General features: G+C 70.9%; 10 protein-coding genes. 6 read left to right on the top strand and 4 right to left on the bottom strand.

Going from position 1 to position 15,573, the window contains the following annotated elements; genetic code table 11:
* Positions 1-131 precede the first annotated feature (131 nt).
* Positions 132-2,180 carry a hypothetical protein gene (locus tag OHT74_RS01695; protein WP_328619031.1) on the top strand — a complete coding sequence of 683 codons (2,049 nt, stop codon included), beginning with the start codon at positions 132-134 and terminating at the stop codon, positions 2,178-2,180.
* A gap of 190 nt (positions 2,181-2,370) precedes the next feature.
* Here OHT74_RS01695 and OHT74_RS01690 read toward each other — a convergent pair whose 3' ends face one another.
* Positions 2,371-4,002, bottom strand: coding sequence for a sigma-70 family RNA polymerase sigma factor (locus OHT74_RS01690; RefSeq protein WP_328619030.1), 1,632 nt, complete (start codon positions 4,000-4,002; stop codon positions 2,371-2,373).
* Between the two features lie 616 nt (positions 4,003-4,618).
* The gene (locus OHT74_RS01685) at positions 4,619-5,557 is read right to left on the bottom strand and encodes a hypothetical protein (protein ID WP_328619029.1); all 939 of its coding nucleotides are present in this window, start codon (positions 5,555-5,557) and stop codon (positions 4,619-4,621) included.
* Between the two features lie 465 nt (positions 5,558-6,022).
* Between OHT74_RS01685 and OHT74_RS01680 the strand changes: the two genes are divergently transcribed.
* The 4 genes from OHT74_RS01680 (at position 6,023) to OHT74_RS01665 (ending at position 10,781) form a co-directional block, all read left to right on the top strand.
* Positions 6,023-7,372, top strand: coding sequence for a discoidin domain-containing protein (locus OHT74_RS01680; protein ID WP_328619028.1), 1,350 nt, complete (start codon positions 6,023-6,025; stop codon positions 7,370-7,372).
* A complete protein-coding gene (locus OHT74_RS01675; RefSeq protein WP_328619027.1) occupies positions 7,372-8,616 on the top strand; it encodes an MFS transporter in 1,245 nt (414 codons plus the stop codon). Before OHT74_RS01680 ends, OHT74_RS01675 begins: the two co-directional genes overlap by 1 nt.
* On the top strand, positions 8,613-9,599 hold the full coding sequence (locus OHT74_RS01670; RefSeq protein WP_328619026.1) for a TolB family protein: 987 nt from the start codon (positions 8,613-8,615) through the stop codon (positions 9,597-9,599). The genes OHT74_RS01675 and OHT74_RS01670 overlap by 4 nt, the downstream gene beginning before the upstream one ends.
* Positions 9,600-10,169: 570 nt before the next feature.
* Positions 10,170-10,781 carry a ricin-type beta-trefoil lectin domain protein gene (locus OHT74_RS01665; RefSeq protein ID WP_328619025.1) on the top strand — a complete coding sequence of 204 codons (612 nt, stop codon included), beginning with the start codon at positions 10,170-10,172 and terminating at the stop codon, positions 10,779-10,781.
* A gap of 70 nt (positions 10,782-10,851) precedes the next feature.
* Here the strand turns inward: OHT74_RS01665 and OHT74_RS01660 are convergent, their stop codons facing one another.
* Positions 10,852-11,757 (bottom strand): hypothetical protein, encoded by a 906-nt coding sequence (locus tag OHT74_RS01660; RefSeq protein ID WP_328619024.1) that lies wholly within the window; start codon positions 11,755-11,757, stop codon positions 10,852-10,854.
* Between the two features lie 336 nt (positions 11,758-12,093).
* Complete coding sequence (locus tag OHT74_RS01655; RefSeq protein WP_328619023.1) at positions 12,094-13,392, bottom strand: DUF2079 domain-containing protein; 1,299 nt, start codon at positions 13,390-13,392, stop codon at positions 12,094-12,096.
* Positions 13,393-14,514: 1,122 nt separating this feature from the next.
* Between OHT74_RS01655 and OHT74_RS01650 the strand changes: the two genes are divergently transcribed.
* Positions 14,515-15,570 (top strand): hypothetical protein, encoded by a 1,056-nt coding sequence (locus tag OHT74_RS01650; protein WP_328619022.1) that lies wholly within the window; start codon positions 14,515-14,517, stop codon positions 15,568-15,570.
* The last annotated feature ends 3 nt before the right edge of the window (positions 15,571-15,573 follow it).

Genomic DNA, 15,573 nt, shown 5'->3' with positions numbered 1-15,573 from the left:
TCGCACTGCTCGCGGCGGCGGCCATTGCACTCGTGCCCGGGGCCTCGACGGCGCTCGCAGACTCCACGCCCCCGCCCCCGACTCCGCTCTTCACGGATTCGAACGGCGTACGTCTCATCGTCCCTCCGGGGATGAACCTGGGAACCGACCAGGAACTGGAGGCGGCGTCCGGGCAACTGCTCCGGAATCCGCTGGGGCGAAGGCTCGTCGCGGCACGCACGAGGTTCGGACCGTCTCCCGGGAACGTATCGGTGGAGTGGTTCGACTTCTCCCGGATGCAGGGTGGTGAGGTTCCGTCCTGGTTCCGGGCGGACAAGTTCCGCGACGACATGCTCAGAGCACTCAATGCGTCAAATTCGAACTTCGACATCAAGAACGACTACAGCATTGCCGCCAAGGCGGTTGACCACACCAGCGACAAGGGCCTCTACGGGGAGCTCGAGGCGAAACCTGAGAGCGGCCTGCTGGAAGTCGCGACAAGCAACGTCTATCAAGATGCCCATTCCGAACAGATACCCTTGGCCCGTATCCGTTCGGCCGGTCCGCTGAGCATCAAGACGATGTCGAATGGCGTGAGCGACGAGGAAGCCAGGGAACTCACGGAAAAGATCCTGGCGAGGTCTTCACTGGGGCTGGCGAGCGAGAACAGCCCCTGCCTCGACAAGTGCGAGAAGGAGACCCGCGACTTCCGTTACAAACTTGCGATCGCCCACTATGGACTCATGGGAAGTCTCGAATCCAAGGCGTCCGTGGGAATCTCGCAGAGCGTCATGGGCAAGGCCGCGGCCGAACTGCGCAGGGAACGGAGCCGTGCGGCGGAACGCGAACGCGCCGCTGCCTTGGGTCTGCGACCAGACTGCGCCACCGGGACGGCGTACCCGCCGGTCGCGACGCCCCGAGGCGGTGGCCGGGGGGTGGTGGCGATGGCTGCTGCGCTTCCCGCAGCCGCCCCTTGCCCCCCGGCGGATGAACCCTCGTCGGGCGGGCTCGCCGAGGCGCTCGGCTCGAAGGACAACGGCGGCGTCGACTTCTCCACGCTCGAAATGCGCTACTTCTCCGATGCCCCGGGCTCGGACGGCGTGCAGTACTCGTACACGGCGCAGCCGGCTGCGCCCGGTCTGCAACAGGACATGGACTCCGGTCTCGATGCCCTCACCAACAGCGTTGCGGACCTGAGGGCCTGGCTCGTACTGGACCCGTCGAAGTTCTGGGTCAATCTCAATCCGACCGAGCCGGACAGGATCATGGACAGCGATCTGGGCCGGACGAATGCCGGCCGGGCGCTGCTCGAGGCAGACCTGGAGATGAAGCGCACCGAGGGTCGGCTCCTCGATCCGCACACCGAATTCGGCGCCCGCTACTGGAAGGAACTGACCGGCTCCTCGGGGAATTCATGCTATTCCTCCAGGCTGTGGATCGTACCGGGTGACGTGCAGGTACGCGAAGACGGCGCGTCTCTCTACATCCTCAAATCCTCGCTTGCGGTGAATGCCAAATCGCAGCACATTGAGGGATTGCCCCAGTCATGCAATCCCGATCCGCAGAGTGATGCGCGCAGCGAGCAGCTGGAACAGACGATGGTGGTGCCCAAGATCGCAGAAGCGGTCAACACGGCGCCGGAGTACGCGCCGCTGCGGCGGGCCTTCCTCGCCCGTATCGTGGCCCAGTGGATACGCAAGCGCCACCAGGAGGGCCACAGCACCTCCTTCGACAAGCTGATCGACTCAGGGGACCTCGGATCGGCCAAACTCCAAAGCGCGTGGCGGCCGCGCCAGGTATTCGACAGCTACGTCCACTCGATCGAGAGTGGGGAGTTCACGTACGACCAGACCACCCAAGACGGCAATACCACGGTCACGTCCACCATGGTGTTCGGCGGGGTCGACTTCAGCAAGCTTGACGTCAAGCGGCTCAGCGCCGCGCAGATGGACGAGGTGTACCCCCGACTGCCCCAGATCGTGAAGGCGTCGAAGGAACGGCCTGCCTCCGCCGCGAACGGATCGATCTGGCTGGGCGAGTCGACGGCAGCCCCGAGCAGCAGCCTCTGGTCCAAGTCGACGGACGCGGTACGTGACTTCGCGGCCAGTCGTTCCGGCATCGTCGTCATGCTGCTGGGCGCGCTGGTGCTGGTCACCTTCGGAATCCGGAGCGGCTCCGGCGGGAGACGAACAAGATCGTGACCGGGGGCAGTGTGACCCAGCAGGCCCCGGCCTCCTGGGTACAGAGACCGGGGCCTGCTGTGATGACGTCGGCGGCGTACGGCGCCGAGGCCCTCTGCCGGCACCGCTCGGCCGTCGGCTCCTTCGGCGCATGGGCGTCCCTGGACGACGCCGCCCAGCCGACGACCATGTACGACGGCCGCCGGCGCGCTCATCCCAGGGTGAAGAGGAAATTGACGGAGTTGTAGTAGTTGGGCAGCTGTACCAGGGACGAACCTTGGCGCGGAGGATCGGCCTTCGGCCAGTTCCGCGGGCCCAGCAGGTGGTCGGCGTAGTCGCTCTTCGCGACCGGTGGCACGAACCAGAGCCGGAAGGCGCCGGATCGTCCGACCGCCTCGGACCGCCAGAGCTGCGTCTCACGGCCGGTGCCGGAGCGGCAGGTGCGAAGGGTGACGTCGACGACGTTTCCACCGGCGGTGGTTCCGTCGAGGCAGGTACCGGTGCCCGTGTTCCGGAACTGGTACGTGCCCTGGCCGGCCGGCAGGCGCTGCCAGCCCTGGGATGCGTTGCCGGTGCACTGCTGGAGCTGCAATGGTCCTTCGGAACCGCTGCCGGCGAAGCCGACGCACAGCCCCGAGCCGGTGTTGACCAACGGCAGACCGGTGGGGGCGGGGGTCGGCGCGGGGGACGCGGAGGACGGCGTGGGAGTGACGGGGGCAGATGTGGCGGCGGCGGTGGCCGACATGGGGGCGCCGATGGACACGATCGGTGGCGCCGAGTCCGTCGGGGACGGCAGCAGGTACGGGTTCGGCTCCTGGCCCGGGTTCGGGCTCGCGACCGTGGGCGTCGGTGCGGCTCGCTCGGCCCGGTCCTCGGCCGGCAGCAGGACGAACGCGGTCATCGTCGTACCCGCGACGGCCGCCGCCGCGGTCCACTTGGCCGCGCCGAACCGCGCCGCGGCCACCTTGAGCCCCACCACCTTGCCCGCTGCCAGGTGTTGGGCGCCGTGCACGCCGGCGGACAGCGCGGAGGATCCGGGGTGCCACAGCAGGATTCCGGCCGGCAGCATCGCGCCCAGCCGACTGTTGACGGCGCGCAGATCACGCTCGGCCCGTCCGCAGTCGTCGCACGCCTGCAGATGCCGTCCCAGGTCCTGGGTGACGCGCTTGCCCGGTCGGCGGAGCGCAGCGGCGAGCAGGCCGCCGTAGTGCCGGCACTCGTCGCTCGCGCTCTGGTCCAGGTGGGCGCGCAGGTACGCCTCGCGCAGGCCCTCACGGGCGCGCGCCGCCAGAGAACCGACGCCCCCCGCCGAAATTCCGAGGCGCCGGGCGGTGTCGGCCGCGGGCTCGCTTTCGACGACCGCGTGCCACAGCACGGCCTGCCAGCGCTCCGGCAGCGACCGGTACGCTCGCAGGACCAGCGAGCCCTCCTCCTCCAGCAGGACGGCGCCCTCGACGTCCTGGTCGTCGGACAGGCCACCGGCCCACGTGTCGAAGTCGGCCGACAGCTGTGTGCGGGCACCGCGGCGTGCCCATTCGGTTGCCACCCGGCGCACGCAGGTCAGCAGGTACGGCCGCCAGGCGTACTCGGGGCCGGCACCCCAGGCGACCGCCCGATAGGTGCGGGCGAAGGCCTCGGCCGCGAGGTCACCGGCGGTGGCCAGGTCCCGGCAGCAGGTACGGGCGTAGGCGAGTACGGCATCGTGGTGACGGGCGAACACCTCGCCCATCACGTCGCTGAGATCGGCACCTGGCGCCGAGTCCCGCTCGCGGAGCAGCGCGCAGAGCTGTGCGTCGCTGAGGTCGTGGAGGTCCTGCTGGCGGGCAGTTCCCGATGTGCTCAACCTTGCTCCCGTTGACTTGCTGATGGCCGGCATGGCGAAATGCCAGGCAGGTGGGCAGTGGGGTGCGACGCTGCGCCCGGCCGGAATTCGCGCAAGTGTGCACGCTCTCAGGGCCTGTGAGCAAACAGACGCCTCGGCACTGTCCGGCCTGACACGAGTTCAGTAAAGGCCTGGCAAAGTCGCGGGACTGTGCCGCGGCCACGCCGTCTCTCACGGGCCGGTTCTCGTGCCCGTGGATGCCAGAGCATAGGCAGGGTCGCATCATCCATCCGCGTGTCCCGACGCGCGTACGGACTTCGCTGTCGCCGGGGAAGCCGCCTTCCTCAGCGGCACGAAGGCTCCGTTCTTGGTGCGCCGTGCGCCCGTCGCTCATGGGCGCCTTGTGGCGGCCCTCGTCCTCGTCCTCGGCATCGACGCCTGGTACCTCACCGCCGTCGAACGCCGCACCGACGAGCGCCGGATCCCGCACCCACGGCCGGCACGCTCGCACGGGCGACTCTCGCCCTGCTCGCGGAGGATCCCACCTCCTGCGACGCCGTGCTGTGGGCCGTCGAGGAGGCGCGAGCCGAGCAGGCCGAACGCGACGGGCTGACCGTGGTCGTCGGGGCCCTCGTGGTCATCGCGCTGCGCACAGCGTCCGTACGTCGCCCCCGAGGGTGTCGATCTCGCGTGCGACGTGCGCCAGTTCCTCCTGTGGAACGGGCACCCCGACGGCCGGGACCCGGCCGAATGCCGGACCGCCCGCCTCCCGGCTGCGCAGCAGCGCGCGGACGGTCGCCGTGTACGAGGACACCGCGTGGTCCACGGCGCACGCGTGGAACGGCGGCAGCGTGGCCAGCCCGGTCGGCAGCCACCACAGCCGGGGCAACTCCCCGTCCCGCGGCGGATCCTGCTCCGGACGAGCCAGTACGCGCTCCACCACGGCCTCTTGGAGGAAGGCGAGGGCGGCGCTGAGCCACTCATTGCGCACCGAGACGGGCGCATAGGCCGTCAGCGCCTCGACGTGGTCCGCCACCTGGGCGGCGAGGGAGGCGGGCAGGGGCACCACCTCGTTGTCGGCGCCCGGCCGTACGAGGAGGGCGTCGCTGCGCAGTGGGCTCACGTTGACCATGACGAGGGGCCCGCCGTCGGCCGCGGCCCGGATCTCCGTCACGTTCAGGGGCCGCAGGAACGCCTTCAGCCCCGGAACGGCCCGGATCCTGCCGAGGAGTTCCTCCCACCCCGCCGCCCAACGGTGCCGCTGGTCGACGGCCTGCGCGCCCGGATCGCCGACGGGTGCCCGCGGCCCCGAGTCCAGCGCCCGGCACAGCCGCTCGAACTCCGCGGCGAGCTTCTCGTCCTGCTCGCGGAGCTCGGTGACATCGCTGCGCGTGTCCATGGTGCGGGAGAGCGGGATCCCGCGGCCCTGCTCGAGCAGGACGGCCGCGGTGCCCGCCTGCCCGGCCTGCAGGGCCACCGCCGCCGCGGTGGCCGCGAGCCCCGACTGGGCCGCCGGCTGCGCCTCCCGGTCCTCGCGCAGCAGGGCGATGCCGGCGAGCCGGGGGAGGAGCTCCACGGCCGTGGTGGAACCCTGACCCTGTCGACCCGGAGGGGGCGGACTGCTGCCGATGTCTGCTCTACGCACACAAGCTGAGCTGGATCGACGCCCAGCCGTAGCCCGGGATACGGCCCGGCCCGCCACGGCCGGCCCGGTCCCGGCCGCAGGCGGCTGCAAGCATGGCGGGAGCCCGCGACCGAAACGCCGACCGGATCACGGCGCGGATGGAACGCCGTGGCTGTGCCGTGGCCCCCGTCCGCCCCTGCCGACAGTCGTGTCGGACTACTGGTAGGAAACTTTCCTATCCGCTACGCTCCCCGACGGCGGCTTGGCGCGGTGTCAGATGTCATGGGCATGACGCGCTCAGCGAGAGCTCTGACCCGGCCGCCGTGACGCTGTCCCTGCTCGCCTCCGTGGTCCGGGGGGTGGCGTTCTCCGCACCGGTGTCCAGCTCTCGCCGTTCCCACGCCAAGGAGTCCAGGCATGCACCTGTACGCCTTCACCCCACCACCCACATCGGGCAGTCGACTTCGGCCCGCCCTCCTCGTCGTGACCGCCGTGCTCGCACTCGTCGCCGGGCTCCTCCTCGCCTGGCCCGGCCGGGCCGGGGCCGCCGCCGACCCGCTCATCTCGCGCGGCAAGCCCGCCACCGCCTCCTCCACGGAGAGCTCCTCCCTCGGTGCCGCCAACGCCTTCGACGGCGCCGCCTCGACCCGCTGGGCCAGCGTCGAGGGCAAGGACCCGCAGTGGATCCGCGTCGACCTCGGGGCCGGCGCCACTGTCTCCCGGGTCAAGCTGACCTGGGAGTCCGCCTACGCCAAGGCCTACCGCGTCGAGGTCTCCGCCGACGGCGCGACCTGGACCGGGATCGCCGAGGAGAAGGCCGGCAACGGCGGCACCGACGACCTCGCCGGCCTCTCCGGCAAGGGCAGGTACCTGCGCGTGTACGGCACCGCGCGCGGCACGGCGTACGGCTACTCCCTCTTCGAGGCCGAGGTGTACGGCACCGTGGACGGCGGCCCGCCCCCCGGCGGCGGCGCCTTCACGGTCGTCGCGGCCGGTGACATCGCCGCCCAGTGCACGGCCTCCGACAGCGGCTGCGCGCACCCGAAGACCGCCGCCCTGGCCCGGCAGATCGACCCGAAGTTCTACCTGACGATGGGCGACAACCAGTACGACGACGCCCGGATCGCCGACTTCCGCGCCTACTACGACAAGAGCTGGGGCGCCTTCAAGGCCAAGACCCACCCCGTACCCGGCAACCACGAGACGTACGACCCGGCCGGCTCCCTCGCCGGATACAAGGCGTACTTCGGGAACATCGCCTACCCGCAGGGCAAGAGCTACTACAGCTTCGACGAGGGCAACTGGCACTTCATCGCCCTCGACTCCAACGCCTTCGACCAGGCCGCCCAGATCGACTGGCTCAAGGCCGACCTCGCCGCCAACGGCAAGCAGTGCATCGCCGCCTACTGGCACCACCCGCTGTACTCCTCGGGCGGACACGGCAACGACCCCGTCTCCAAGCCCGTCTGGAAGATCCTCTACGGCGCCAAGGCCGACCTGGTCCTGAACGGACACGACCACCACTACGAGCGGTTCGCCCCGCAGAACCCCGACGGCAAGGCGGCCGCCGACGGGATCGTGGAGATCGTCGGCGGCATGGGCGGAGCCGAGCCCTACCCGATCGAGCAGGTGCAGCCCAACAGCCAGAAGCGCATCAGCGGCCAGTACGGGGTCCTGAAGCTCGACTTCACGGACTCGGGCTACAGCTGGACCTACGTCGCCGCCGACGGGGTCAAGGACACCGGCCCGAAGTACAGCTGCCACTGATGTACCTGGCCAACACCGGCCGCCCGGACGCGCCGCCCCGCCCCTTCGGGGCCCGGCGGCGCGTCCCCGCCACCGTCATCGCGCTGGGCGCGGTCAGCCTCGTCACCGACGTCTCCGCCGAGATGGTCACGGCCGTGCTGCCGCTCTACCTCGTCCTGGGCCTCGGCCTCTCGCCGCTCCAATTCGGTTTCCTGGACGGTATGTTCAACGGAGCCACCGCGCTCGTGCGGCTCCTCGGCGGCCGACTCGCCGACCGCGGCGGCCGCCACAAGAAGGTCGCCGGTGCGGGCTACCTGCTCTCCGCCCTCTCCCGGCTCGGGCTGCTCCTCGCCGACGGCGCCACCGCGGGGATCGCCGCCTCGCTCGCCGCCGACCGGCTCGGCAAGGGCGTGCGTACCGCCCCGCGCGACGCGCTGATCTCCCTCAGCGGCCCGCCGGAGACACTGGGCCGGGCGTTCGGCGTGCACCGCGCCATGGACACCACCGGCGCGCTGCTGGGCCCGCTCGCAGCCTTCGCCGTGCTGTGGGCGACCGCCGACGCCTACGATGCGGTGTTCGCCGTCAGCTTCTGCACGGGCCTGCTCGGCGTGCTCCTGCTCGTGCTGTACGTCCCCTCCGCCGCCCCCGCGCCGCCGGTCCGGCCAACACCCCTACAGCGCCGAGTACTTCGGGACCCCGCCTACCGTCGGATCCTCTGCGCCACCTCCCTGCTCGGAGCCGCCACCATCGGCGATTCCTTCCTCTACCTGCTCCTGCAGCGCGGCCTCGACCTGCCGCCCGCCCTGTTCCCGCTGCTGCCGCTCGGCGCCGCCGCCGGATACCTGCTGCTCGCCGTCCCGGCCGGCCGGATCGCCGACCGCGTCGGGCGCCGGCTGCCGTTCCTGGCCGGACACGCTGCGCTGCTCGGGGGGTACGCCGTCCTGTTGCTTCCCGTGGCCTGGCCGACCGTGGCCGCGGTGCTGGCACTCCTCGCTGTCTTCTACGCCTCCACCGACGGGGTTCTGATGGCGCTGGCAGGCCCCGTACTGCCTGCGCACCGCCGCGCCGGCGGGCTCGCGGTGCTCCAGACCGGCCAGGCGCTGGCCCGGCTGCTGGGCGCTGCGGGCTTCGGGGCCGCCTGGACGTTCTGGGGGCAGGGGCCCGCCCTGTGGACGGCGGCGCTCACCCTGGCGGGGGCGCTCGCGGCCGCCTGGCGCATTCTGCCCGCCCCCACGCCCGCCCTCGACGCCCCGGAGGCACTGTGAACCCCCGAGCGCCACAGCTCCGCCGACTCGCTCTCGTCGTGCTCGCCGTCCTGCTGCTCGGGGGCGGCTCCCTGGGCTACGTACTGCACGCCAGGCACCGCGATCTGCCGGCTGCCGCCGGAGACGGATCGTTCAGCCTGGCCGAACCCGGGCTCTACTACCGGGACTCGGCCACCGGACAGGTCGCCCGCCAGAGCGGCACCGGCGGGCCGCCCGCCACGGGAGGCCCCGCCTGCGAGCGCTTCTACGCCGCGGGGGAGCGCGCCCTGTGCCTGCGCAAGCTGCCCGGCATCCCGGCCCGCACCCAGGCCCTCGTACTGGACCGGCAGCTGCGCGAGGTCAAGCGCGTAACCGTACCCGGCATCCCCAACCGGGCCCGCGTCTCGGCCTCGGGCAACGTGCTGTCCTGGACGGCCTTCGCGATCGGCGACTCGTACGCCACGACCGGCTTCTCCACCCGGACCTCCATCCTCGACCTGCGCACCGGCTACCTGATCAAATCGATGGAGGAGATCCCGCTGACCATCGACGGGACCCGCTACCACGCGCCCGACGTCAACTACTGGGGAGTGACCTTCGCCCGGGACGACAACCGCTTCTACGCCACGGTGTCGACCAAGGGCCGTACCCACCTGGTCGAGGGGGACCTGCACGACTGGTCGGCGAAGGCTCTGCGCGAGAACGTCGAATGCCCGTCCCTGTCCCCGGACAACACCCGCATCGCCTTCAAGAAGAAGGTCTCCGACGACCCCGCCGCACCCTGGAGGCTGTACGTCCTGGACCTGGCGGACATGCGCGAACACCCGCTCGCGGAGAAGCACAGCGTCGACGACCAGGCAGCCTGGCTGGACGACAAGACCGTCGGCTATGCCCTCCTGGGAGGCGTAGGACGCGCCGGCGGCATCTGGTCGGTCCCGGCGGACGGCACGGGCGAACCCCGCCCCCTGGTCCCCGGCGGCTCCTCCCCGGCCGCCGCGAGCTGAAAGGAGGGCGGCGACGGCGAGGCCGCCGTGTGCCCACCGGGTCACGGCGGCAGGTTCGCACCCCACAGCCATGCAGCCCTCCCCAGCGGCCCCTGCCGCCCCCCCGCGGCACTTGCCGCCCGTGGGCCGCTCGGTCCGATCGAGCCCTGGCGGGTCGTGCTGAACCCCCGGGAGGAACCGGCCCGGTTCGACGCGGTCGCCTGCGCATCCGATGCCCTGGGCAGGCTGAACATCGACGGCGGCGACTCGGGCGAGCCCCTGGTGAAGCCCTTCTACCAACCTTCTCGACCGCTGGGAGCGCCTATTCACGATCTCCAGCGGCTCGGGCCTCGCGATCCGGTGCAGCTCCCGACCCGGCTGCGGGCAGGCCCGCCGTCCCCGGCGGTCATGCCGATCAGGTCGAGGCGGGCGGTGCGCATGCCCGGTGGCCGGATCGGCACTCTGACGCGACCGCGCCGGGCTGTGTTCAGCTACGTCACGGCACGGCCACGCACCGGCACGCACTTCACCGGGGCGTCTTCGGTGTGCCGCCGCACGGCCCTTGCACGCCCCGATGAGGTAGGAGAGGCCATGCCCCGCATCGCACGATGGACGGCGGTCACCGCCGTCGCCTTCGCCACCGTACTGGCCGCGACGCCCGGTGCCGGCGCGGCCGAAGGATCTGCCGCCGAGGCCAAGGATGCGCCCCGCCCGGTGTACTGGACCGCGCAGCCGCACGGTGTGACGCCGGCGGCGCCGCGGCGATTGCTGAACCAGGCCGTCCGGATCACCAACGACTTCGCCAAACGTCCCACCACCCAGTGCCTGGACGTCGACGCCAACGGCGGCGGCAACGGCACGGTCGTCCAGGTCTGGCAGTGCAACGGCACCACCCAGCAGCGTTGGTACCTTTGGAACAACGGTGCGCTCGAGAGCTATCGCTTCCCCGGCAAGTGTCTGGACGCGGATCTCAACGGGGGTGGCAACAACGGCACCAAGGTGCAGATCTGGGACTGCAACAACAGCCCGCAGCAGAGCTGGTCCCACCCCTCGGGCGACCGCGCCATCTACAACGCCCGCTTCTACGGCGGCGGCAACATCGTCACGGACCGCGACGCGAACGTCCTGGGGAACGGCGCCCGCATCCAGTTGTGGCAGAAGAACTTCCAGTCACAGCAGTGGTGGGACGTGTGGACCGACTGACCCGGTAGTGGGGCAGCCCTGCACGGCGTCCGGACGTACGGCGCGGCGGGGCGTCTCGGCCGGCCGGCGGTCATGGGCTCGGTGTACCGGGCCGTCGGCGGTGGGGGAGCGTGCGGGTGTAGCGGCGGTGCAGTGCCTCGCGCGCGGCCTCGAAAGCGGTTTCGCCGCAGGAGGCCGGTTTTGCGGCGACGTCGGAGAGGGCATGGAGCCGGGTGCGCTGCTCGGCGGCCATGGTTTCGCAGGCCCGCAGTATGTCCAGGGTCGGGGCTCCCGCGTTGACCACGAGGACGGGCGCGTCCGGCGCGGCGGGCATCTTGAGGGGGAAGGTGACCAGCGACAGGACGGCGAGGCGGTCGCGGCTTTCGGCCCGGGCCCTGACCGTGCCCGTGGTGGCGGCCAGGTGCCCGCCGGCTGCCGTCACGTCGTGGAGCAGCCGCAGTGGGCCGGTCTCGGCCGACCGGCGGGAGCGCCGGGGCGTCACGAGCGGATCCCGGGTGGCGATTTCGTTGCAGGCGAGCTCCAGGCGGCGGGCCACGCGTCGATCACGGAGGCCGGAGGCGAGGGCGAGGGCGTACGGGGCCAGGCGTCCGTCGATCAGGTCGTCGAGCGGCAGCAGCTTGAGGGTGCGGGCCCGCAGCAGCCAGGCCACCTCCACCCGGTAGCGGCCGTTGGGGTCGACGGCCTCCAGCTCGAGGCCGCTGTGCCAGCTGACGATGACCCGGTCATGGCGGTCACCCGTGGGAGCAACCTCGACGTGCACGTCCGCCACGGACCAGCGGCGGTTCCCGTACTCGGCGAGCGGCAGGCACAACTCCCCACCGGGGGCCAGGGCGCCGGACCGTGCCAGGCCGCTCAGGGTGGTGGTACCGGAGGGACGTGAGTGCAGCACGGCGCCGTCGAGGCGAACCGGCAGGAGGCCGCCGGCGAACGTCAGCACCGCCGCCCCGGGGCAACCCGGATCCGCCTCGGCCGTCATCGGGCTTCCCGAGGTGCGGGGGTACCGGTACCGGCGCGGTGGATGGTCTCGGTGTCCGACTCGGCCCGGGCCATCAGGTTCGTGAGATCCATGACGGACCGATACCAGGGCCGAGGCGCTCGCGCAGGACGCCGCGCCGGTGACGGGTCAGCCGGCGCCGGGCCCGTCGAAGGGATTTCGAGGCCGCAACACGGAGACCAGCTGCCCCGCACCGCGTACGAGCCGCTCGACAGCGACGCCCGGCGCGTGCACTGTGCTGGTGGGCTGCGATGAGGAGTTCCCGGGCCTCGACGAGATCGGATGGGAGGGATTCCCCGTACGAGGTCGGCGGTGGTATCAGGTGCGGCGGAGAAGAACGATTCCGTCCCGGTGAGCGATGGTGCGGTACCCGTGGCCGAGGGCGTCGTTGAGTTGCTTTACCTCGTCGGTGGCGGTGGCGAAGGGCCAGTCCCAGATGGCCGTGTCCGCCACGATGTACTCGGGATTGGGGCGGCTGTCGGGGAAGCCGAAGACGGTGACATCAGCCCGGTCGGTCAATTGTGGGGCGAGGTGGTTGGTGGCAGCCACGGTGGCCCCGCTTGGGATCTTGTCCAGGATCGACTGGGTCGTAGCGACACGCGGGTCGTTGCGCCATGTAGCGGGCTGGACCAGCTGATAGAGCGGCGCCTGGAAGAACATGAAGGCTGTGACCACGCCGGAGACGGTGAGGGCATGACGGACCTGAGTGGTGGGCCACCGGGTGAGGGCGTCGATGAAAGCCGCGAAGACGATCGGCATGAGCACTGCGCTGTAGTGGAAGCCTGTGCCCCAGTACTGGGGGTTGTCGGAGAAGAAGCGCCAGGCCAGTGTGGGTAGCGCAACCAGTATCAGCGGTGAGCGCAGCGCGAGGAAGGCCGTGGGGGCGAGCAGGGCCAGAAGCGTCATGACCTTCACATCCGGCGTGATCATCCCGACCGTCCCCTGGTACAGCAGATGCACCAGCCCCGAATCGGAACCCGCGCTGGGCAGCTTGTCCCAGTACGCATAGCTGCCGGCGAGGCTGAATGCCGGGATGATCACCAGCACCTCAAGCACTGTTCCCAGCAATCCGGCGGCGGCCGTGATCAGGCCCAGCCGCCAGGCCCCCTTCCAGGCGACCAGGCCGCCGATGACCGCCACCGTGAGCCCGAAGTCCTCCTTGACCAGTAGCAGAGGCAGGGCCCAGGCAACCGCCGCCCCAAGGCGGCCGCCGCCGAGAGCGGCGAGGGAGAATGCCAGCAGCGGGACCGCGAAGCACACCTCGTGGAAATCGAAGCCGACTGCCTGTGCGATACCCCAGGAGGCACCGTATCCGGCCGCGACCACCACGGCCGCCGTGCGACCGAGGGCCCGCTCGGCCCACCGAGCCAGCGGCACGACAGCGATGGCGAACAGCGCGGCCTGCGCAATCAGCAAAGTAAGCGGAGAGGGCCACAGACGGTAGAACGGCGCCAGTGTGGCCAGCACGGGCGAGAAGTGGTCTCCCATCAGCGGGAAGCCCGGCCCCTTAAGCTCCGACACCGGCAGGTACAGGTGCGCGTAGGAGTGGACCGCCTGCTCGAAGATACCCAGGTCGTAACCGGTGGTCTGCAGCCGCTGATGAAGCCGGACCGACACGCATGCGTACGCCCCGAACAGAAGCGCCGCCGTACTCCAGAACCCGGATGGCCTCTTCCTGAAATGGGCGTGGCGCCGGACGGGATGGAACACCGGTCTGGTCGCCGATGTGATGGATCCATGACGGAACAGAACCCGTCGGCCCATGTACGGCAAGTAACTTCCCTTTCCGTAATGGTTGTCTGCTTTCAGATGAAAGTTTCCGCTCTTGGGTTGGAGTCAGCGAGTCGAAATGACTCCGTCAGCGGTCGGCCAGGTCGCGATAAATGCCGGATTTACTGCAGCAGTGGGCCGGATGGCGGGCGGGCATGACGATCGAACCAGTGACCGAACTCGGGGCAGAGGGCACGTTTCGGGTGCCGCGCGCCCGGGTGGTGCCCCTGCCTGGCCCGCCCGCGTCGTGCACCGGGGTTCCGCTCGGTGTCGCGCAGACGCGGGCGGGCGTGTCGGAGTTCGCATCTGACGCCGTGTTGACGGCGGGCGGGTACGTAAGGTTCCGGCAGGGCTGCGGCGCGGGGGACGCCCCGATGCCCGGCCAGAGAGTCTGCCCTGCCGACGGGCCCGCGGTCGACCGGCCGGTCCAGATCGTCGGGCGGGCGTTCCGCGAGGGCCTGTGCCTGGCCGTGGCGCGCCCGGACGGTGGAGGACCGGCTCGGCGTGCTGTCCCCGCCCGACCCGCGCGGAGGGGACGTCCCCCGTTCGGCCCTATGCCGTCGGTCGGCGTGTCGAGCCGTGCCTGCCCCTGTGCCGATACCGGGTCCTGCCAGCGCACGGGGCGTTCGACGGCACCGGGTCCGAGCGCGGACACCTCTCGGGTTCGCCCCGGCCGCCCTACCGGAAGTTGCCGTCGAGGTGTGCACGCCCCACGCTCGGGGACGCGAGGCTGCGGCTTCCCGAACCCGCGGGCCGCCGGTCGAAGGACGAAGAGCCTCCGGCCTCGCCATGCGCTGCCGGGACGCAGCAGTCACCACATCCCCGCCGCCGGCATCGAGCACCGGCAAGCGCAGTCGGACAGTCCGACAGTCAATCGGCAGGCTTCCATCACACCTCCGCGCAGAGCCGCCAGTCGGCCATCGCCGCTTCCGGGCGGGCAGCGCGCTGGAAGAAGGGTCAGGGAGTGCCATGACGATCACGAAGCCACTTCCGCTTGATCTGCAGCAATGCTTCCTTTCCTGGGTCGGTGTCAATGCGGACGGCCGCCTGGAGGTCTTCACCCGCGGGACGGACGGCGCCCTCCGGCACAACTACCAGACCGACGCCACCGAACCGAACCAGTGGTCGGGTTGGAACTCGCTCGGCGGCCACCTGGCAGGCAACCCCGTGGTCGCCAGCACCGACTGCCTGGAGGTCTTCGCCCGCGGCACCGACGGCGGCCTCCAGCACATCCGGCAGGACGGCTCCGGTCACGGAGGGTGGTCGGACTGGAGCGTGCTGGGTCTCGGCCCGGGCGGTGGCATGGGCCCGGCAGGCGCCCCCGTGGCCGTCACGAACAGCGACGGCCGCCTGGAGGTCTTCTTCCACAGCGACATCGACGGCACGGTCCAGCACATCTGGCAGACCAGCCCAGGCAGCACATCGTGGCAGTGGGGGCCGATCGGCGGCAGCATGCTGGGCGACCCCGCGGTCGCCCTGAACCTGGACGGGTACCTGGAGGCCTTCGCCTGTAGCCGGATCGACGGCGCACTCGCGCACATCTTGCAGAGCAACACATGGTCGGACTGGTTGTCACTTGGCGGCAGTCTGGCAGGCACCCCCGCAGTCGGCCGCAACTACGACGGCTACCTGGAGGTGCTCGCCCGCGGCACCGACGGAACCCTCAAGAACATCCGCCAGGACCCCGACTCGGGCACCGGCACCGGATGGTCGGCGTGGCAGACGCTCGACGACAGCGTGGTGATGGCCGGTGATCCCGCCATGGCCGTCAACCCGAGTGGCGGGTGGCTGGAGGCATTCGCCACCGGTTCCGACGGCACCCTCTACCACATCTGCCAAAACCCCGACACCAGGACACCCCTGGGCGGCGAACCGACACCCGCCACCCCGGCGGTCGTCGGCCACCCGGTGGGCGTGCAGGGGTTGGACGTCTTCGCGCGCGGCGCCAACGGCACTGTGCACCACCGCTGGCAGACCAACCCCCTCGACCCGTACGAATGGTCGGACTGGCACGCACTGGACTGAGCA

It is taken from the genome of Streptomyces sp. NBC_00354 (assembly GCF_036106915.1).
Taxonomy (GTDB): Bacteria; Actinomycetota; Actinomycetes; order Streptomycetales; family Streptomycetaceae; genus Streptomyces.
The sequence above is the reverse complement of the archived record's forward strand: the minus strand, read 5'-3'. Positions and strand labels throughout refer to the sequence as shown.